This window comes from Sphaerisporangium sp. NPDC005288 (assembly GCF_040607475.1).
Classification (GTDB): Bacteria; Actinomycetota; Actinomycetes; order Streptosporangiales; family Streptosporangiaceae; genus Sphaerisporangium; species Sphaerisporangium rhizosphaerae.
This window is the reverse complement of record NZ_JBEXGT010000017.1, coordinates 63,743-82,643: the sequence shown is the minus strand read 5'-3', so window position 1 is coordinate 82,643 and position 18,901 is coordinate 63,743. Positions and strand designations below refer to the sequence as shown.

Below are 18,901 nucleotides of genomic sequence, written 5' to 3'. Positions count from 1 at the left end.
GGATGGGGGGTTATTTGGTGGAGATGCCGACGCCGAGGTCGAATTCTCGGTAGACGCGGGCCCAGAAGCCGTCGCGGAGCCAGACGCGGGCCTCGGGGTAGGGGCGCAGTGAGTGGCCCAGCTCCTTTTCGGCCTCGATGAGCAGCTCGGTGTCGATGACGGTCGGCAGGAGCGGTCCAGGGAGCAGGTCGCGGATGTTGTCACGGCCCCGGGTGAGGATCCACTTCTGCGCGACGTGCTCGCCGACCTCCTCGACCCTCGGCCGGCTGGGGCCGAGCTTGGTGACCTGACCGGGCTGTTTGACGACGGGCTTGGCCATGGCGGTGCGCCCGGCGAACACCTGGGCGGGCGAGGGCGGTGACGGCGCGGCCGGCACGACCTGGGCGGAGCGGCTGAAGTACGGGCGCAGGAAGTCGGCGGTGAGCTCCTCCACGGTGTCGGACTCCCAGACCAGGCGCTCGGCCTGGTTGGTGCCGTAGGGCGGCTCCACCCCCCACAGGTGGATGCGCACGCCGAACGTCTGGGCGGCCTCGACGGCGGGCACCATGTCCTCGTCCCCGGCGATGAGCACGGTGTCGCTGACGGCGTGGTGGCGGGCGAGGGCTTCGAGGTCGCTGCGGATCTGGGCGTCGACGCCCTTCTGCTGGCCGCGGGCGTTGAGGTTCCCGAGGCGCACCTTGACCCAGGGCAGCTGGGCGATCACGCGCTGGTCGACGGTGGGCACCCGGTCGCGGGCGGCGTCGTACCAGTAGACCCGCAGCAGCTCGCCGGGGATGCGCTCCATCGCGTGCTTCTTGAGGGCCTGGATGAGCTCGTCCGCGGCGACGCGGTATTCCTTGCGCTCCTTGGCCCCCAGGATGACCTCGCCCGCCGCAGCGTAGAGATAGCCGACGTCCACGAGGACGGCGTATTTCGCCGCCACGGGATGCGGTGTGAGGTCCGGGATTGCCATGCTCTCCTCCAGGCCTCGGTCCTAGGCGATGATCGGCTGACTATATTCCCCCATTTCTAGATAGTCCCAACTCTCAGCGCGCTTGACACCCACTTCCAAAGATCTAATGAGGCCGTGAGCTCGCCCGCCACGCTCCTGGCCCGGTGGGGAAGACTCTTCTCATCTGATGTGCTGGGTTACGCCATAGTTCGCGGCTTCGGACGGGTTGGGCCGGTTTCGCGGTTCTTGTGGCGACGGCGATGACCAGCGCGGCCACCTCCTCCGGAGTGGCGCCGCCGTGAACGATCCTCAGATAGGGCTGATCCATGGCCGCCTCCTACAGGGGGATGTTGCCGTGCTTCTTCGGCGGCAGCGCCTGGCGCTTGTTGCGCAGCGCGCGCAGCGCCCTGACGACGCGCACCCGGGTGTCCGACGGCCGGATCACCGCGTCGACGTACCCGCGCTCGGCCGCGAGGTAGGGGTTGGCGAGCGTGTCCTCGTACTGGGTGATCAGACGCGTGCGCTCGGTCTCGGGGTCCTCGGCCGTGGCCAGCTCGCGCCGGTAGAGGATGTTCACCGCTCCCTGGGCGCCCATGACCGCGATCTGCGCCGTGGGCCAGGCCAGGTTGATGTCGGCCCCGAGGTGCTTGGAGCCCATGACGTCGTACGCGCCGCCGTACGCCTTGCGGGTGATCACCGTCACGAGCGGCACGGTCGCCTCGGCGTAGGCGTACAGCAGCTTGGCGCCCCGTCGGATGATCCCGTTCCATTCCTGGTCCGTACCCGGAAGGAAGCCCGGTACATCGACAAAAGTCAGCACAGGGATATTAAAAGCATCGCAAGTACGGACGAAGCGTGCGGCCTTTTCCGAGGCGGCGATGTCCAGCGTGCCGGCGAAGTTCATCGGCTGGTTGGCCACCACCCCCACCGGCTGCCCTTCGACCCGCCCGAACCCGACCACGATGTTCGGCGCGAACGCGGCGTGGATCTCCAGGAACTCACCCTCGTCCAGCACATGCTCGATCACCTGGTGCATGTCGTACGGCTGGTTCGCCGAGTCGGGGATCAGCGTGTCGAGCTCGCGGTCGGCGTCGGTGACCGTCAGGTCGGCGGGGGAGTCGAACACCGGGGCCTCGTCCATGTTGTTGGACGGCAGATACGACAGGAGCGCCCGGGCGAACTCCAGGCAGTCGTTCTCGTCGGCCGCCTCGTAGTGGGCGACACCCGACCTGGAGTTGTGGGTGCGCGCCCCGCCGAGCTCCTCGAAGGTGACCTCCTCGCCGGTGACCGTCTTGATGACGTCCGGCCCGGTGATGAACATGTGGGACTTCTCCCGCACCATGAGCACGAAGTCGGTCAGCGCCGGGGAGTACACCGCGCCGCCCGCGCAGGGCCCCATGATGAGCGAGATCTGCGGGATCACCCCAGAGGCGTGCACGTTGCGCTTGAAGATCTCGGCGTACAGGCCGAGCGACACCACGCCCTCCTGGATGCGGGCGCCGCCGGAGTCGTTGATGCCGACGATCGGGCAGCCGGTCTTCAGCGCGTGGTCCATGACCTTGACGATCTTCTCGCCGAAGACCTCCCCGAGCGACCCGCCGAACACCGTGAAGTCCTGGGCGAACACCGCCACGGGACGGCCCGCGACGGTGCCGTACCCGGTCACCACCCCGTCGCCGTACGGGCGCTCGCCCGCCATGTCGAAGGCCGTGGCCCGATGGCGGGCCAGCTCGTCGAACTCCACGAACGAGCCCTCGTCGAGGAAGGCGACCAGCCGCTCGCGCGCCGTCATCTTGCCCTTGGCGTGCTGCCTCTCCACGGCCCGGGCGGACCCGGCGTTGGCGGCCTCGTGCAGGCGCCGCTCCAGGTCGGCGATCTTTCCCGCGGTGGTGTGCGGGTCAACTCCATCGACGTGCGGAACCGGGTCAGCGCTCATGCCCGTAGGGTAGTCCTCCCCGTCGCGGCGTCGTTCGACCGGTCGCGGCGTCGTTCGACCGGTCAGGGCGTCGTTCGACCGGTCAGGGCGTCGTTCGACCGGTCAGGGCGTCGTTCGACCGGTCACGGCATCGGTTCGGCCGGTCGCGGCGGCGCTCGCGGTTAGAGTGACGGCATGACCCACTTCGCCGCCGGGGACGACGCGCCCGACGCGGGCCAGGCCGGACGCGCCGAGGCGGTCCGCACACGAGGGCTGTTCAAGCGGTTCGGGCACCAGGTGGCGGTGGCGGGGGTCGATCTGGTGGTGCCGCGCGGCAGCTTCGCCGGGCTGGTGGGCCCGAACGGCGCGGGCAAGACCACGACGCTCAGCATGATCACCGGCCTGCTCGTGCCCGACGCCGGCTCGGCCGAGGTCGGCGGGGTGGACGTCTGGCGCGACCCGGTCGCGGTCAAGGCCCGCATCGGCGTGCTCCCCGAGGGGCTGCGCCTGTTCGAGCGGCTGTCGGGTCGCGAGCTGCTCATGTACAACGGGCAGCTCAGGGGCATCGCCAAGGACGAGGTCGCCCGGCGCGCCGAGGAGCTGCTCACGGTCATGGACCTCGTCGGCTCGGCCGACAAACTGGTGGTCGACTACTCCACCGGCATGCGCAAGAAGATCGGCCTGGCCGCCGCGCTGCTGCACAATCCCCGGGTGCTGTTCCTGGACGAGCCGTTCGAGGGGGTCGACCCGATCAGCGCGAACACGCTGGTCGAGGTCCTGCGGCGCTACACCGCCTCCGGGTCCACCGTCGTGTTCTCCAGCCACGTGATGGAGCTGGTCGAGCGGCTGTGCGACTGGGTGTCGGTGATGAACCTCGGCCGCATCGTCGCCCAGGGCCCGCTCGCCGACGTCCGCGGCGGCCAGACCCTCAACGAGGCCCTGCTCCACCTGGTCGGCGCCAGGGACAACGGCGAGGAGGGCCTGTCGTGGCTCGGTTCCGGAGAGGGGGCCCCATGGCGTGGCTCTTCGTCCGGCTGAAGCTGCGGCTGATCGCCGGCAACCTGCGCGGCGACGCCATGCGCCAGATCGGCTTCGTCTTCACGCTCATCGGGGCGGCCGCGGCGGCCTGCGGCGGCCTGGTGCTGACCAGCCTGCTCCGGCTCGCGCCCGCCGACGTCGCGGCGGACGCCGGCATGGTGCTGTTCACCCTGCTCGCGCTGATCTGGGTGGCCGGCCCGCTGCTGGTCTTCGGGGTGGACGAGACCCTCGACCCGGCGCGGCTGTCGCTGTTCCCGCTGACCGCCGGTCAGATGGCCGTCGGCATGTTCGCCGCCTCGGTCACCGGGCCCTGGCCGCTGGCCTCGCTGTTCACGCTCCTAGGTGCGGTCGTCGGCCTGTCGCGCGATGTCTCCGGAGCGCTGATCGGCCTGGTGGCGGCGCTCTTCCAGCTCGCGTTCTGCCTGGTGGCCTCGCGCGTGGTCACCACGGCGCTGTCGCGGGTGCTGCGCACCCGGCGCGGACGCGACCTGCTGGCCATCGGCGTCGTGTTCGTCATCCTGCTCACCCAGGTGCCCAACCTCCTGCTCAACCGGGGCATCGGCGGCGCGCCGCGCGAACTGCTGAGAAGCCTCGCCGAGGCGGTGCGGTGGGGGCCGCCGGGCATGGCCGCGCACGCGATCGCGGACGGCTCGTTCGTCGGGCTGGCCGAGGTGGCGGCCGTGGGCGTGGTGGTGCTGATCCTCGCCGACGTGTGGGTCGTCGTGCTGCGCCGGACGATGGTGCGCTCCGACGCCTCCACCGAGGTGGGCTCGGTGCGCCGCAGCCGTTTCGACGGGCTGCTCCCCGCCGGCCCGCTCGGCGCCGTCGTGTCCAAGGAGCTGAAGTACCTGCGCCGCGAGCCGCGAGGACGCATGGGCTGGATCGCCGCCGTGGGCATCTCCGGAGTGCTGATGTTCTCCTTGAGCAGCGGCCCCAACGGCCTGGCCGGCGCGACGCTGGCCGTCTCCGCGGCGTGCGCCGGAGCGCTCATGATCGGGCTGCAGGGCGCCAACGCCTTCGGCATCGACGGGCGGGCCCTGTGGATGAACGCGATCGTGTACTCCTCCCAGCGCGACCTGCGCACCGACCTCGCCGGCCGGCATCTGGCCGTCTCGCTGGTCGCCGCCCCGCTGCTGGCGCTGCTGTCCGTCGCCGGTGGGCTGGTCGCCGGGCACGCGGTCTGGGCCGTCCCGGCGCTGCTCGCCTCGATCGGGCTGCTGCAGATCGCGCTCGGCGTGGGCGCGGTGATCAGCGTGGTGCTGCCCTACACCTACCCCGAGCGGATCAACGCCTTCACCAGCGCCGCCCCCGGCCAGGGCGGGGTGGCCTTCGCCGGGTCGTTCGGCGCCATGCTCGGCACGAGCCTGTTGTCGGCCCCGGTGGTGCTGCCGGTGCTGTTCGGGCTGACCTGGGCGTCGCTGCTGGTCGTCCCCTACGGGGTGGCGGTGGGCGTCGGGGGCCGCAGGCTCGCCGCGACCATCGGCTACGCCCGCCTTCCTGACCTGCTCGCCGCCGTCTCCCGGCCGTCCTGACCCCGGCCCGGCGTGCGGGTTCACCTGCGGGTCCCGTGCGGTTCACCGGCTCGTGGCAAGTGGTCTAGTCCAATGGATGAGACTGGTATCCAGCGTGTCGGAGACACTGGATACCCTTCGTGGTATGGCCGCCAACGCATCACAGCAGGCAGAACGTTCTCTTGCCGAACGGCACAGTGCCGTCTCCGAGATGCCCGACGAACTGCGCGCCGACGTGCGCATGCTGGGGGAGCTGCTGGGCCGTGTCATCGCCGAGGACGGCGGGCCCGACCTCCTGGCCGACGTCGAACGGCTGCGCAAGGCGGTGATCGCCGCCCGCAGGCGCGAGCTGTCGGTCGACGAGGTGGCCGCCATGGTCGCCGAATGGCCGGTCGACCGCAGCGTGCAGATCGCCCGCGCCTTCACCTGCTACTTCCACCTGGTCAACCTCGCCGAGGAGCACTACCGCATCCGCATCCTGCGCTCGCGCGACACCGGCGAGGCGCCGCTGCCCGAGTCGCTCGCGGCGGCGGTCGGCGAGCTGAAGCACGACCTCGGAGACGACGAGCTCGCCCGGCTGATCGCCGAGCTGGAGTTCCGTCCCGTGCTCACCGCGCACCCCACCGAGGCGCGCCGCCGCGCCGTGGCCACCGCGATCCAGCGTGTCAGCGTCCAGCTCGCCGAGTACAACGCCCCCGACCGCGGGGCGCACGAACGGCAGGAGGCCCACCGCCACCTGCTGGAGGAGATCGACCTGCTGTGGCGCACCGCCCAGCTCCGGCACACCAAGCTCGACCCGCTGGACGAGGTCCGCACGGCGATGGCGGCCTTCGACGAGACGCTGTTCCGCACCGTGCCGCGCATCTACCGCTCGCTGGACGCCGCGCTCGCCGAGGGCACCGGCAGGCGGGCCCCGCTCGCCCGGGCCTACATCCGCTACGGCAGCTGGATCGGCGGCGACCGTGACGGCAACCCCAACGTGACCGCGCGGGTGACCAGGGAGGCCGTGCTCATCCAGGCCGAGCACGTGCTCACCGCCCTGGAGAACGCCACCACCCGCATCGGCCGCAGCCTCACCGTCTGGAACGGCGACAGCCCGCCCAGCAAGGAGCTGGTAGAGGCGCTGACCACGGCGGCCGACGACCACCCCGAGCTGGTCTCCGAGCTGGCCAAGCGCTCGCCCCGTGAGCCGCACCGCCAGTGGCTGCTGTTCGTGGCCGCCAAGATCGCCGCCACCCGCCGCCGCGACCTCGACCTCGCCTACCGCTCGCCCGACGACCTGCTCACCGACCTGCGCCTGTGCCAGTCCTCCCTGGTGGCGGCCGGGGCGGCGCGCCAGGCGTACGGGGAGGTCCAGCACCTCATCTGGCAGGTCGAGACCTTCGGGTTCCACCTGGCCGAGCTGGAGGTCCGCCAGCACTCCCAGGTGCACGCCGCGGCGCTGCGCGAGATCGCCGAGGGCGCCCTCTCCGAGCGCACCGAGGAGGTCCTGGCCACCATCCGCATGATCGCCTGGATCCAGGAGCGCTTCGGGGTCACGGCCTGCTCCCGGTACGTCGTGTCGTTCACCCGGTCGGCGGACGACATCGCCGCCGTCTACGAGCTGGCCGAGCACGCGCTCGGCGGCCGTGCGCCCGTGCTCGACGTCGTGCCGCTGTTCGAGTCCGGGGAGGACCTCGCCAACTCGGCCGACGTGCTCGCCGGCATGCTGCGCCTGCCCGCCGTGCGCAAGCGCGTGGAGGCCAACGGGCGCCGACTTGAGGTCATGCTGGGCTACTCCGACTCCGCCAAGGAGCTCGGCCCGGCCGCCGCGACGCTCAAGCTGTACGACGCGCAGGCCGAGCTGGCCGCCTGGGCCCAGGCCAACGACGTGCGGCTGACGCTGTTCCACGGCCGCGGCGGCGCCCTCGGCCGCGGCGGCGGCCCGGCCAACCGCGCCGTCCTGGGCCAGGCGCCCGGCTCGGTCTCCGGCCGGTTCAAGGTCACCGAGCAGGGAGAGGTGATCTTCGCCCGGTACGGCCACCCGGCCATCGCCCTCCGGCACATCGAGCAGGTGACCAACGCCGTCCTGCTCGCCTCCACTCCTTCGGTGGAGTCCCGCACGGCCGACGCCGCCGCCCGCTACCGCGTGCTGGCCGAGCGGGTCGCCTCCGCCTCCGAGCACGCCTACCGCTCGCTGACCGAGGCGCCCGGGTTCCCCGAGTGGTTCGGGCTGGTCAGCCCGCTGGAGGAGCTCGGTTCGCTGCGCCTCGGCTCCCGTCCGGCGCGGCGCGGCCTCGGCGCCCCCCGGTCGCTGGACGACCTGCGCGCGATCCCGTGGGTGTTCGCCTGGGCGCAGACCCGCGTCAACCTGCCCGGCTGGTACGGCCTGGGCAGCGGCCTGCTCGCCGCCACCCGCCCCGACCCGGCCACCCCCGCCGACCCGGGGCCGGGGCTCGAGGAGCTGCGCCAGGCCTACCGCGAGTGGCCGCTGTTCGCCTCGCTCATGGACAACGCCGAGATGTCCCTGGCCAAGACCGACCGCGAGATCGCCGCCCGCTACCTGGCCCTCGGCGGCCGTCCGGACTTCGCCGAGCAGGTGCTCGCCGAGTACGACCTCACCCGCACGCTCGTGCTCGCCGTCACCGGCCACGCGCGGCTGCTGGAGAGCAGGCGCGTGCTGTCGCGCGCCGTCCAGCTCCGCGACCCCTACGTCGACGCGCTGTCCCACCTGCAACTGCGCGCCCTCGCCGCCCTCCGCGCCGAGGAGCCCCTCTCAGAGGCCGAGCGCGAACGCCTGGAGACCCTCCTGCTCCTCAGCGTCAACGGCGTAGCCGCCGGCCTCCAGAACACCGGCTGACACCTTCGCCGAGGTGTCGGCGATCCAGCCGGGCCCGGGTACGCACGATCTTGCGTGTCTGTCGGCCGCCTGGCTGGAATGGTGTGGCCACGGCATCGCCGGGAGGTGTGGTGGCTGTTGTGTCACTCAGGATGGGTGACGACGCGGTCGGGGCCGGCGTAGATGTTGAAGCGTTCGTTTCTGAGGAAGCCGATGAGGGTCATGCCGAAGTCTCTGGCCAGGTCGACGGCCAGGGAGGACGGGGCCGAGACGCCGCACACCATGGGCAGGCCGGCGGCCAGGGCCTTCTGCATGATCTCGTAGCTGGTCCTGCCGCTGACGAGCAGGAGGTTGCCCGCGAGCGGCAGGCGGCCGGACAGCAGCGCCCAGCCCACCAGCTTGTCCACGGCGTTGTGCCGGCCGACGTCCTCGCGCACGGCGAGCAGCGACCCGTCGGCCGTGAACAGGCCCGCGGCGTGCAGGCCGCCGGTCTTTCCGAAGATCCCCTGGGCCTGCCGCAGGCGGTTGGGCAGCTCGTACAGGACCTGTGCGGGTACGGGCGGCAGCGCGTGCCCACGGTCGCAGGTGTGGTCGACGGCGGGCCGGCCGAGGGCGGCGTGGCGGGTGTGGAGGGCGTCGAGGCTGGCGGTGCCGCAGACGCCGCAGGCGCTGGAGGTCAGGAAGTGCCGTTGCATGGAGGGGTGTTCGGGCAGGACGCGGCCGCGCAGGTGCACGGTGACGGTGTTGTAGCGCGCCTCCGGCGGCAGGTCCTCGTCGGTGCAGTAGGCGATCGAGGCGATGTCGTCCGGCCCCGCGATGCCCTCGCCGGACAGGAACCCGGCCGCCAGCTCGAAGTCCGCCCCCGGCGTCCGCATGGTGATCGCCAGGGTGCGGGTGTCGCCGCCCGCGGCGATGCGGATCTCCAGCGGCTCCTCGGTCGCCAGGTCGTCGCGGCGGTCGCGCACGGCCGTGCCGGAGACCTCGCGCACCCGTACCCTGCTGGTCGGCCCGGGGCGCGGGTGGCCGAGGGCGCCGGCCACCCGCCGCTCCGGCAGCTCGCCGGTGGTCATGGCGCGGTCTTCGTGAGCGTGACCACGGCGTTGTAGTCGGGGATGCGGGCGTCGGGGGAGCGGCGGGCGGCGTCCAGCAGGACGTTGCCCTCCGGCCAGTGGATCTGCAGATTGCCCGGCGTCAGCGGCGCGCGCAGCACCCGGCCGGTGAACCGCCCGGCGGCGCCGCGCAGCTCGACCTCGGCGCCGTCGGGCAGGCCGAGCCGGTCGGCGTCGTACGGGCTGATCAGGACGGCCTCGCGGGTGGCGCCGTTGAAGCCGTCGCGGCGCTCGTGGACCATGCTGTTGAACTGCTTGCCGCGCCGCGTTGCCACCATGAACGACCCGTCGGGGCGTTCCAGCTCGGGCAGGGCGACGGCGGAGAAACGGCCGAGACCGTCGGCGGTGGGGAACCGGCCGTCGGGGCACAGGTGCCGCCCGCCGTACTGCACGTTGTCCCCGAACGCGGCCAGCTTCGCGATGCCGGCGTAGAACGGCACGGCGTCCTCGATCTCCCGGCGGATCTGCGGCGTGCCGCCCGGGTAGCGGACCAGGCCGGCGAGCTCGGGACGGGCGCGGGCGGCCAGCTCGGTGAAGATCTTCCACTCGGGCCACGCCTCGCCGACCCGCGGCCCCCGGACCTCGGGGGAGAAGATGACACGGCGCTCGGTCGAGGTCTCGGTGACCCCGCCCGCCATCTCGTACCGCGTCTGCGCCGGCAGCAGCAGCACGTCGCCCTCGGATTCGGCCAGCATCTGACTGGACAGCACGATGTCGATGTGGACGCGCAGCGGCAGGCGGCCCAGCGCCTCGCGGCAGTAGGCCGGGTCGGGCAGCACCTCCAGGAAGTTGCCGCCGGAGGAGACCAGGACGTCCAGCTCGCGCGCGTGCGCCGCGTCGATCATGTCGGTCGCGGTGAGCCCCGGTGTGGCGGGCACATCGAAGCCCCACTTCCCGGCGAACAGGCCGGCGTTCTCCGGGGTGATCGGCAGGCCGCCGGGCAGGCCGGTGGCGTAGGCGCCCATCTCGGCGCCGCCCTGGACGCCGCTGTGCCCGCGGATCGGCATCAGCCCGCAGTGGTCCCGCCCCACGAAGCCCCTGGCCAGCGCCAGGTTGACGATGGAGCGGACGTTCTCCTCGCCGTAGGAGTGCTGGGTGATGCCCATCGACCACACCAGCACCGCCGACCTCGCCTCGCCGAGCAGTTTGGCCAGCTCGTACATCTGCTCGCGCGTCGCGCCGCTGAGCGCCTCCAGCGACTCCCACGACTGCCCGGCGACGGCCCGCAGGGCGTCGTCGAAGCCGGCGGTGTGCGCGTCGATGAACGCCTTGTCCAGCCAGTCGTTCTCCACCAGGTGCTTGAGCACGCCGTTGAGGAAGCCGATGTCGCCGCCGACGTTCACTCCGAAGAAGTCGTCGGTGATCTTGGTGCCGAACATCGCCGACTCGGCGTTGGAGGGCACCCAGTAGCGCTCCATGCCGGGCTCGCGGTAGGAGTTGACCATCGCGACGCGGGTGCCGGCCTTCTTCGCGTGGTACAGGTACTTCATGGCGACCGGCTGGTTGTTGGAGGGGTTGGACCCGATGAAGACGATCAGGTCCGAGCCGATCCAGTCGGTGTAGGAGCAGGTGGTCGCGGCGGCGCCGATGGTCTGCTTGAGTGCCACCGTCGAGGGCGAGTGGCAGATGCGCGCCGCGTTGTCGATGGAGTTGGTGCCGAGCGCCCGCACGGCCTTCTGGGCGGCGAAGTAGTTCTCGTTCGGCACGCCCCGGCTGGTCAGGTACGCCCCGAGCCGCGCACCGGGGTGCAGGTGCGAGGCCGCCAGATCCAGCGCCTCATCCCAGCTCACCCGGGTGAAGCCGGGCTCGCCCCGGCGGCGCAGCATCGGGTGGGGCAGGCGGCCGAGGTCGCGCAGCTCCGCGCTGCGCATCGAGGAGAGCCCCGAGACCTCGGCCAGCCGGGCGGTGTCCAGCGGCGGCATGGTGTTCAGCTGGAGCAGGCGCAGCCGGATGTTGCACAGGTGGATCTCGTCCATCGTCCAGTCGCGCATGCCCCGGGTGCCCAGGGCGCACCCGTCGCAGGTGCCCTGGGTGAGGATGCGCCAGGCGTAGCGCCGGTTGCCCTTGACCGACCGGAAGGCCTTCCACAGCTCCAGATAGTTGTTGGGTTTGCGCTCGCCGATGCCGAAGGGCTTCCAGCTCGCCCAGTTTCGAGGGTCCAGACGCTTGCTCACCGGACGTTCACCCGTTTCTCGTCCCTGCTGCCGGCCGTTCGCGCGGCTAGTTCATAGCATCACCCATTTGCCGGATCTGACGAACCGGGCCCGGTTCACGGGCGGCAGGCGGCCCGTTCCGCCGCCTCCCGGTGATGACCGCACTACCCACTGTCGGCCCGTCGTCCCGTGGGCGGGGAGGCGCGACGCGGAGGAAGGGAGGAGGATGGAGGGGTGCTTGACTCGCCGTACACCGATCTCGAGCGGCCGCCGCTGTCGCAGGCCGCGCTGACCAAGGCGGTCGTCCGCCCCGGAAGCCTGTGGTCGCGGCTCGCCGTCGTCGACCGCACCGGCTCCACCAACGCCGACCTGGCCCAGGAGGCGGGCCGCGGGGCCGGTGAGGGCGCCGTGCTGATCGCCGAACTGCAGGAGGCCGGGCGCGGGCGCCTCGGCCGGGTGTGGACGGCGCCGCCGCGCGCGGGCCTGACCTTCTCGGTGCTGCTCCGGCCCGCGGTGTCCCCGGCCAGGCAAGGGTGGGTGACGCTGCTGGTGGGGCTGGCCGCCGCCTCGGCCGTGCGCCGCCTCGCCGGCGTGGACGTCCGCTTGAAGTGGCCGAACGACCTGCTCGTCGGCGAGCGCAAGCTCGCGGGCATCCTGGCCGAGCGGGTGGAGGACGCCGTCGTCGTCGGCATGGGCCTCAACGTCTCGCTGCGGCCCGAGGAACTGCCCGTCCCCACCGCCACCTCGCTGACCATCGAGAACGCCGAGTGCGCCGACCGTGACCCGCTGATCAGGGCGGTGCTGCGCGAGATCGAGACGCACTACCGCGACTGGATCGCGGCCGGCGGCGACGCCGACGCCAGCGGGCTGCGGGCCGCGTACGCCGCGACGAGCGCCACGATCGGGCGGCAGGTACGGGTCGAACTGCCCGGCGGGAGCGTGCTGGAGGGCCTGGCCACCGGCGTGGACGCCTCAGGGCACCTGCTCGTGCGCGCGGACGGCGCCGACCACGCCCTCAGCGTCGGCGACGTGGTCCACGTCCGCCCCGCCAAGGGCTGACGCCTGCCGCGGCGCGTCGCGACCGTCCTCTCGCCACCCGGCCCGGCCCGGCGCGCGTGCCGTCCGCCGGGCGCGTGCGGGGTGCGCCGGCGTGGGCGGTCAGCCGCCGGGGTCGTCGCCGAGGTAGCGCAGGATGGCCAGCACCCTGCGGTTGTACTCCGGGTCGCGGGGGAGCCCGAGCTTGTCCATGATCGCGTTGATGTGCTTCTCGACGGTGCTGAGCGACACGTGCAGGCGTCCGGCGATCGCCGTGTTGACGTGGCCCTGCGCCAGGTGCCGCAGTACCTCCGTCTCCCGCGGGCTCAGCCTGCTCAGGGTGTCGGCGCGGGCGGTGTGGGCGAGCAGACGGCGGACCACCTCCGGGTCGAGCACCGTGCCGCCCGCCCGCACCCGCTCCAGCCCGTCCAGGAAGGCGGCCACCTCCGACACGCGGTCCTTGAGCAGGTAGCCCAGCCCTGCTGTGTCGCCCGCGAGGAGCCGGGTGGCGTAGGTCCGCTCCACGTACTGGGACAGGACGAGCACCCCCACCTCGGGCCGGCGCCGCCGGATCTCCAGCGCCGCCCGTAGCCCTTCCCCGGTGTGCGTCGGCGGCATGCGCACGTCGACCACCGCGACGTCCGGGCGGTGCCGCTCGACGGCGTCGAGCAGCGCCGGGGCGTCCCCGACGGCGGCGACGACCTCGTGCCCGGCGTCCTCCAGCAGGCGGGCGAGGCCCTCGCGGAGCAGCACCGAGTCGTCGGCGAGGATCAGCCGCACGGCACGCCCTTCGGCATGGTCGCGCTGACCCGGGTCGGCCCGCCCTCGGGGCTGTGCACGCTCATCGCGCCGTCCAGCGCCAGGACGCGCCTGGCCAGCCCCGCCAGCCCGCCGCCGGCGGGATCGGCGCCGCCCGCGCCGTCGTCCGAGATCGTCACGGTCACCGCCCGCTGGTCTTCGGTCAGCTCGACCAGGATGTCCCGCGCCCCCGCGTGCTTGACCGCGTTGGTGATCGCCTCGCGGGCCACGAAGTACAGGGCGGTCTCGACCTCCGACGCCGGCCGCTCCGACAGCTCGTAGCGCAGGGTGACCGGGATGCCCGAGCGATCGGCGAGGTTCGCCAGCGCGGTCCGCAGGCCGAGCTCGTCCAGCGCGGCGGGGTAGATCCGCCACGCCACCTCGCGCAGTTCGTCCAGCAGCCGGCGCGACTCCCCGTACGCCTGGGTGACCAGGTCGTCGGCGCGGGCCGGGTCGGTGGCGTGCCGGGCCCGGCCGAGCAGCATCGCCAGGGCGACCACCCGCTGCTGTACCCCGTCGTGCAGGTCGCGCTCGATGCGGCGGCGCTCGTCGTCCACCGCCCGGACGATGCCCGAGCGGGTATGGGTCAGCTCGGCGATGCGCCTGCGCATCGACTCCGCGCCGCCGGGCCCGAGGAAGCGGTCGGCCAGCCGCCGCTCGCCCGCCCCCACGGCGAGGACGCCGAGGGCGACCAGGGTCAGCACGCCCCCCGCGCAGGTCAGTCCGAGCACCCCGCTGTTGGTGGTCACCCGCACCCCCGGCATGCGCAGCGGAACGTCCTCGGCCCCGCCGGAGGCCAGCTCCCACAGCCCGCCGGTCAGCAGCAGCCCGCCCAGGAACAGCCCGGCGGCGCAGCCGTACCCGCCGAGGACGCCCAGCGCGGCGCGGGCCGCGACGAAGCCGTAGCCGCCGCCGGTCGGCGGGACGGGGTGGTCGAGCCAGGCCGTCAGCCGGGCGCGCTCCAGGGCCACCAGCCATGCCAGGCCGCGGTCCGTGACCGGACGCGCGGCGGGGACCAGGCGGGCCGGCCAGGCCGCGCAGAGGAACACCAGCTCCACCCAGCCGAGGACCACGCCCGCGAGCACGCCGACGGTGGTGCGCGCAATGCGGTTGCCGGACACGGCGGCAGTCTAGGCACCTCGCGGGCGCCAGGGGCATGGTGGTTTCCCGTAAAAGACGCCACGGGTTTCCGTGATGTCGGAGGCGGGGGCGGCTCCCTAGCGTCGTCGGGTGGTCCGAAACGCCTTCGCGGCGCTCTGCGTCGCCCTGCTGCCCATGTCCCTCCCGCTGCCGGCGTCCGCCGGGTTTCCGGCGTCCCTCCCGTCATCCGCGCGCGTTCCGCTCGCCCCCGTCCCGGCCTTGGCGGGCGTTCTGCTCGCCGCCGTCCCGTCCTCGGGGGGCGCCGCCACGGCGGGCGCCCCGCCCGGCGTCACGCCCGCCGCCGTCGACGCGTTCGTCAATCGGTACCGGGAGGCGACGGGATTACCGGGTGTCGCGGTCGCGGTCGTCAAGGGGGGCCAGGTCGTGTACGTCGCCGGGGACGGCCGGACCGCGACCGGCGAGCGCGTCACGGCGGACACGCCGATGGCCGTCGCCTCGGTCAGCAAGTCGTTCACCTCGCTCGCCGTCATGCAACTGGTGGAGATGGGCGAGGTGGACCTGGACGGGCCGGTGCGCGACCACCTGCCCGAGTTCACCATGGCGGACCCCCGGGCGGCGCGGATCACCGTCCGGCAACTGCTCGACCACACCTCGGGCATGGCCGACTCCGCCTTCCACGAGCGGAGCCTCCCGCTGCCCGCGACGCTCCAAGGCGCCGTGGCGCGGCTCAGGACGGCCCGGCTCGCCGCCGCGCCGGGGACGGCGTTCAGCTACCACAACACCAACTTCCAGGTCGCCGCGCGGCTGGTCGAGGTGGTCAGCGGCGAGCCGTTCGCGCACTACCTCCGCGCGCACGTGTTCACGCCGCTCGGCATGCGCCACAGCAGTACCGTCGACACCGAGCGCGACCTGCCCGGCAGCGCGCGCGGCCACCTGTACGTCGTGGGCCATCCCTTCGCGGTGCCCGAGCCGGCCGGGTTCGGCGCCGGCTCGGGCGGCGTCCTGTCCACGGCCGCCGACATGGCCCGATGGCTGATCGCGCAGAACCGCGGCGTGCTGTCCGAGCGGAGTGCCCGGGAGCTGCGCGCGGCATCGGAGCGGCATGCCCGGTACGCCCTGGGCTGGGAGCTCGGCACGACCGGGCGTGGCACCCCCTTCATCGGGCACGGCGGCGACCTGTTCACCTCGACGGCGGACCAGCTGCGCATGCCGGGGTCCGGGTACGGCGTCGCGGTCATGGCCAACACCGGGACGGCCTTCGGCGACGCCCACGCGATCACGGACGGTCTGGTCGCCCTGATCGAGGACGCCGAGCCCGAGGTGCCCTCCGCGCTGCCCTACCTCCTCATCGACGTCGTTCTGCTGTCGCTGACCCTGGCCACCGCCGGTCTGGCCGCTCGCGGTGTGACCAGGTCCCGGCGCTGGGCCGCGCGGCGTACCGGATGGCAGCGGTCGCGCCTGGTGCCCTATCTGGCGCCGCTCGCGCTGTGCGCGGGGATGGTCCCGGTGTTCCGCGTGCTCTCCCGGGGGCGCGACATCGCGTGGATCCAGCTGTGGTACCTCTACCCGACGTTCATGCTCTGGCTGGTCGTGGCCGCGGTGGCCTGCACGGCGGTGGTGGTCGCGCGGCTCCTCGGCGCCATGGGCGCACGGCGGCGGTAAAAGCCCGGCATGGGACCCGCCGCGCCGAGGGCGGCGTTCGCAGGTGCCGGGCCGCTGGGCGTGTCACGATTTGCCCTATGGGTCTCCCTGAACATCATCTGACGACGGGGGAGCGGGTCGTCCACTCGTTCCACCCGCACTGGAAGCGCCTTGTCCTGCCGTTCATGGCGCTGCTGCTCGTCATCGCCGCGTCCAGCGCGGCTTTTCTCCTGATTCCTACCGATTACGAGTACGCCAGGTACGCGTGGATCGCGGTCGCCGTCGTCTCGGTGGTCGCGCTCACCCTCTGGTCGTTCATCCCCTACCTGCGGTGGAAGACGACCTCGTACACGCTGACCACCCACCGGTTCAACATCAGCACCGGCATCCTCAGCAAGTCCGACGACGACATCCCGCTGACCAAGGTCAACAGCGTGAGCTCCGACCAGACCTTCATCGAGCGGATGCTCGGCTGCGGCACGCTGGTGGTGGAGTCGGCCTCCGACAAGGGGGAGATCAACCTCAGGGACATCCCCAAGATCCAGGCCGTCCGGTCGGAGCTGTTCCGGCTGGTGGAGGACGCCTCCGACGGGGACATCGACGGCCGGTGAGACATGCCCCGAAGGTGGCGTAACCTCCTGAAGGTGGCTGAGACCGACACCGTGCGCCGTCCCACCGCCGAGGAGATCGAACGGCTGTTCGTGGGCTCGGCGCCCCGCCACACCCGCGGCGAGGTGGCGAGCCTGGCCGGCGTCCCCCCGGAGCTGGCCCGGCGCATCTGGCGGGCCCTCGGGTTCGCCACGCCCGCCGACGACACCCCCGCCTTCACCGACGCCGACGTGGAGGCGCTGCGCCGCGTGGCCGGGATGCTCGGCGGCGAGACGATCGACGAGGAGACCGTCGTGCGGATGGCCCGCGCGCTCGGCCAGACCACGGCCCGGCTCGCGCAGTGGCAGTCCGAGATCATGATCGGCGCGCTGTTCGACCCGGCGGAGCCGCCCGGCGACCAGGAGCTCGCGGGCGCGGTGGAGGCCACGCGGCGGCTGCTGCCCGACTTCGAGGCGCTGCTCGTGCACGTGTGGCGGGCGCAGCTCGCCGCCGCCGGCACCCGCCTGCTCGCCATGGCCGACGTCGGCGCCGAGACGGGGCCGGGCCGCCCGAGCATGGCCGTCGGGTTCGCCGACCTGGTGTCGTTCACGCAGGTGTCGCGCGAGCTGGACGAGCAGGGCCTGGCCGAGCTGGTGGAGAACTTCGAGGCCAAGACCTCCGACGTGGTCGCCGGCCACGGCGCCCGGCTGGTCAAGACCCTCGGGGACGAGGTGCTGTTCACCGCGCCGACGGCCGAGACGGCGGCGCGCGTCGCCCTGGACCTGGTGGACGTGCTCCGCGAGGAGGGCAGGGACGTCCGCATCGGGCTGTCGTACGGCCCCGTCCTACCGGCCATGGGCGACGTCTTCGGCACCACGGTGAACCTCGCGGCGCGGCTCACCGCGATCGCCCGGCCCTGCACGGTGCTGGTCGACGCGGGCCTCGCCGAGGCGGTCGAGGGCAGCCCCGGCCTGCTGCTCCACCGCATCCGCCGCAGGCCCGCCCGGGGTCTCGGGGTGATCCAGCCCTACGTGCTGCGCCGGCCCCCGGAGGGCCCGGCCTGACCGGGCGGCCCCGGGGCCCGTCGACGTTGTCAACGCACATGCGTGCCGCTATACGTTGTGCAGGCCAACAGAGGGAGAGACGCACCATGCCGTACGAAGTCCAGGGCGTGATCGCGGGTGGCAAGGGCGAGGCCGTGACGCTGCAGACCGTCATCGTCCCCGACCCCGGGCCGGGCGAGGCGGTCGTCAACGTGCAGGCGTGCGGGGTGTGCCACACCGACCTGCACTACCGCGAGGGCGGCATCAACGACGAGTTCCCCTTCCTGCTCGGGCACGAGGCCGCCGGAGTGGTCGAGGCCGTGGGCCCGAACGTGACCGGCGTCGCCCCCGGCGACTACGTGATCCTCAACTGGCGCGCGGTCTGCGGCAACTGCCGCGCCTGCCTGCGGGGCCGCCCCTGGTACTGCTTCGCCACCCACAACGCCGCGCAGAGGATGACGCTGGCCGACGGCACGCCGCTCAGCCCGGCCCTGGGCATCGGCGCGTTCGCCGCCAAGACCCTGGTCGCCGCCGGCCAGTGCACCAAGGTGGACCCCGACGCGCGCCCGGCGGTGGCGGGCCTGCTCGGCTGCGGGGTGATGGCCGGCCTCGGCGCGGCGATCAACACCGGCGGCGTCTCGCGCGGCGACTCGGTGGCCGTCATCGGCTGCGGCGGCGTGGGCAACGCGGCCATCCTCGGCTCGTCGCTCGCCGGCGCCGCGAGGATCATCGCGGTGGACGTGGACGACCGCAAGCTCGAACTGGCGGGCGGGTTCGGCGCGACGCACGTCGTGAACTCCTCGACCGCCGACCCGGTGGAGGCGATCCGCGAGCTGACCGGCGGGCACGGGGCCGACGTGGTCATCGAGGCGGTGGGCCGTCCCGAGACCTACAAGCAGGCCTTCTACGCGCGCGACCTGGCGGGCACCGTCGTGCTGGTCGGCGTGCCGACCCCCGACATGACGCTCGACCTGCCGCTGCTGGACGTCTTCGGCCGGGGCGGGGCGCTGAAGTCCTCCTGGTACGGCGACTGCCTGCCGAGCCGCGACTTCCCCATGCTGATCGACCTCTACCTGCAGGGGCGGCTCAACCTCGACGGGTTCGTGTCCGAGACCATCGAACTGGACCAGGTCGAGGAGGCCTTCGCCAAGATGCAGCGCGGCGAGGTCCTGCGCTCGGTGGTGGTCCTGTGACCCGCGCGCGGCGGGCCGTGACACGAG

15 protein-coding genes are annotated in these 18,901 nt (G+C 72.8%); 8 read left to right on the top strand and 7 right to left on the bottom strand.

The window, feature by feature from the left end:
* Positions 1-10 precede the first annotated feature (10 nt).
* The 3 genes from ABZU32_RS17940 to ABZU32_RS17930 form a co-directional block, all read right to left on the bottom strand.
* Complete coding sequence (locus ABZU32_RS17940; RefSeq protein WP_354837233.1) at positions 11-952, bottom strand: NYN domain-containing protein; 942 nt, start codon at positions 950-952, stop codon at positions 11-13.
* Between the two features lie 103 nt (positions 953-1,055).
* Positions 1,056-1,259 (bottom strand): acyl-CoA carboxylase subunit epsilon, encoded by a 204-nt coding sequence (locus ABZU32_RS17935; RefSeq protein WP_354837231.1) that lies wholly within the window; start codon positions 1,257-1,259, stop codon positions 1,056-1,058.
* 9 nt (positions 1,260-1,268) lie between these two features.
* Positions 1,269-2,867 (bottom strand): acyl-CoA carboxylase subunit beta, encoded by a 1,599-nt coding sequence (locus tag ABZU32_RS17930; protein ID WP_354837229.1) that lies wholly within the window; start codon positions 2,865-2,867, stop codon positions 1,269-1,271.
* A 174-nt stretch (positions 2,868-3,041) separates the two neighbouring features.
* On the opposite strand from ABZU32_RS17930, the gene ABZU32_RS17925 reads away from it, so the two are divergent.
* The 3 genes from ABZU32_RS17925 (at position 3,042) to ABZU32_RS17915 (ending at position 8,234) form a co-directional block, all read left to right on the top strand.
* A complete protein-coding gene (locus ABZU32_RS17925) occupies positions 3,042-3,884 on the top strand; it encodes an ABC transporter ATP-binding protein (protein WP_354837227.1) in 843 nt (280 codons plus the stop codon).
* Positions 3,860-5,416 (top strand): hypothetical protein, encoded by a 1,557-nt coding sequence (locus ABZU32_RS17920; RefSeq protein WP_354923471.1) that lies wholly within the window; start codon positions 3,860-3,862, stop codon positions 5,414-5,416. Before ABZU32_RS17925 ends, ABZU32_RS17920 begins: the two co-directional genes overlap by 25 nt.
* A 124-nt stretch (positions 5,417-5,540) precedes the next feature.
* A complete protein-coding gene (locus ABZU32_RS17915) occupies positions 5,541-8,234 on the top strand; it encodes a phosphoenolpyruvate carboxylase (RefSeq protein ID WP_354923468.1) in 2,694 nt (897 codons plus the stop codon).
* A 122-nt stretch (positions 8,235-8,356) separates the two neighbouring features.
* On the opposite strand, the gene fdhD is transcribed toward ABZU32_RS17915, so the two are convergent.
* Together fdhD and ABZU32_RS17905 are read right to left on the bottom strand one after the other, a co-directional pair.
* Positions 8,357-9,283, bottom strand: coding sequence for a formate dehydrogenase accessory sulfurtransferase FdhD (gene fdhD / locus ABZU32_RS17910; protein ID WP_354923465.1), 927 nt, complete (start codon positions 9,281-9,283; stop codon positions 8,357-8,359).
* Positions 9,280-11,496: an FdhF/YdeP family oxidoreductase gene (locus ABZU32_RS17905; protein WP_354837219.1), complete on the bottom strand. Its 2,217-nt coding sequence runs from the start codon at positions 11,494-11,496 to the stop codon at positions 9,280-9,282. Before ABZU32_RS17905 ends, fdhD begins: the two co-directional genes overlap by 4 nt.
* Before the next feature lie 213 nt (positions 11,497-11,709).
* On the opposite strand from ABZU32_RS17905, the gene ABZU32_RS17900 reads away from it, so the two are divergent.
* On the top strand, positions 11,710-12,534 hold the full coding sequence (locus ABZU32_RS17900; RefSeq protein ID WP_354923462.1) for a biotin--[acetyl-CoA-carboxylase] ligase: 825 nt from the start codon (positions 11,710-11,712) through the stop codon (positions 12,532-12,534).
* A 99-nt stretch (positions 12,535-12,633) separates the two neighbouring features.
* Here ABZU32_RS17900 and ABZU32_RS17895 read toward each other — a convergent pair whose 3' ends face one another.
* Both ABZU32_RS17895 and ABZU32_RS17890 read right to left on the bottom strand, forming a co-directional pair.
* Positions 12,634-13,290 carry a response regulator transcription factor gene (locus ABZU32_RS17895; protein WP_354923459.1) on the bottom strand — a complete coding sequence of 219 codons (657 nt, stop codon included), beginning with the start codon at positions 13,288-13,290 and terminating at the stop codon, positions 12,634-12,636.
* Entirely contained in the window at positions 13,281-14,429 is a 1,149-nt protein-coding gene (locus ABZU32_RS17890; protein ID WP_354923457.1) for a histidine kinase, read from the bottom strand. The genes ABZU32_RS17895 and ABZU32_RS17890 overlap by 10 nt, the downstream gene beginning before the upstream one ends.
* Before the next feature lie 109 nt (positions 14,430-14,538).
* Here ABZU32_RS17890 and ABZU32_RS17885 point away from each other — a divergent pair, with 109 nt between their 5' ends.
* From ABZU32_RS17885 to ABZU32_RS17870, 4 genes are all read left to right on the top strand, one after another.
* Positions 14,539-16,071: a serine hydrolase domain-containing protein gene (locus ABZU32_RS17885; RefSeq protein ID WP_354923454.1), complete on the top strand. Its 1,533-nt coding sequence runs from the start codon at positions 14,539-14,541 to the stop codon at positions 16,069-16,071.
* A 77-nt stretch (positions 16,072-16,148) separates the two neighbouring features.
* Positions 16,149-16,661: a PH domain-containing protein gene (locus ABZU32_RS17880; protein WP_354923452.1), complete on the top strand. Its 513-nt coding sequence runs from the start codon at positions 16,149-16,151 to the stop codon at positions 16,659-16,661.
* Positions 16,662-16,694: 33 nt separating this feature from the next.
* Positions 16,695-17,702: an adenylate/guanylate cyclase domain-containing protein gene (locus ABZU32_RS17875; RefSeq protein ID WP_354923449.1), complete on the top strand. Its 1,008-nt coding sequence runs from the start codon at positions 16,695-16,697 to the stop codon at positions 17,700-17,702.
* Positions 17,703-17,788: 86 nt separating this feature from the next.
* The gene (locus ABZU32_RS17870) at positions 17,789-18,874 is read left to right on the top strand and encodes an S-(hydroxymethyl)mycothiol dehydrogenase (protein ID WP_354923447.1); all 1,086 of its coding nucleotides are present in this window, start codon (positions 17,789-17,791) and stop codon (positions 18,872-18,874) included.
* Positions 18,875-18,901: the final 27 nt, after the last annotated feature.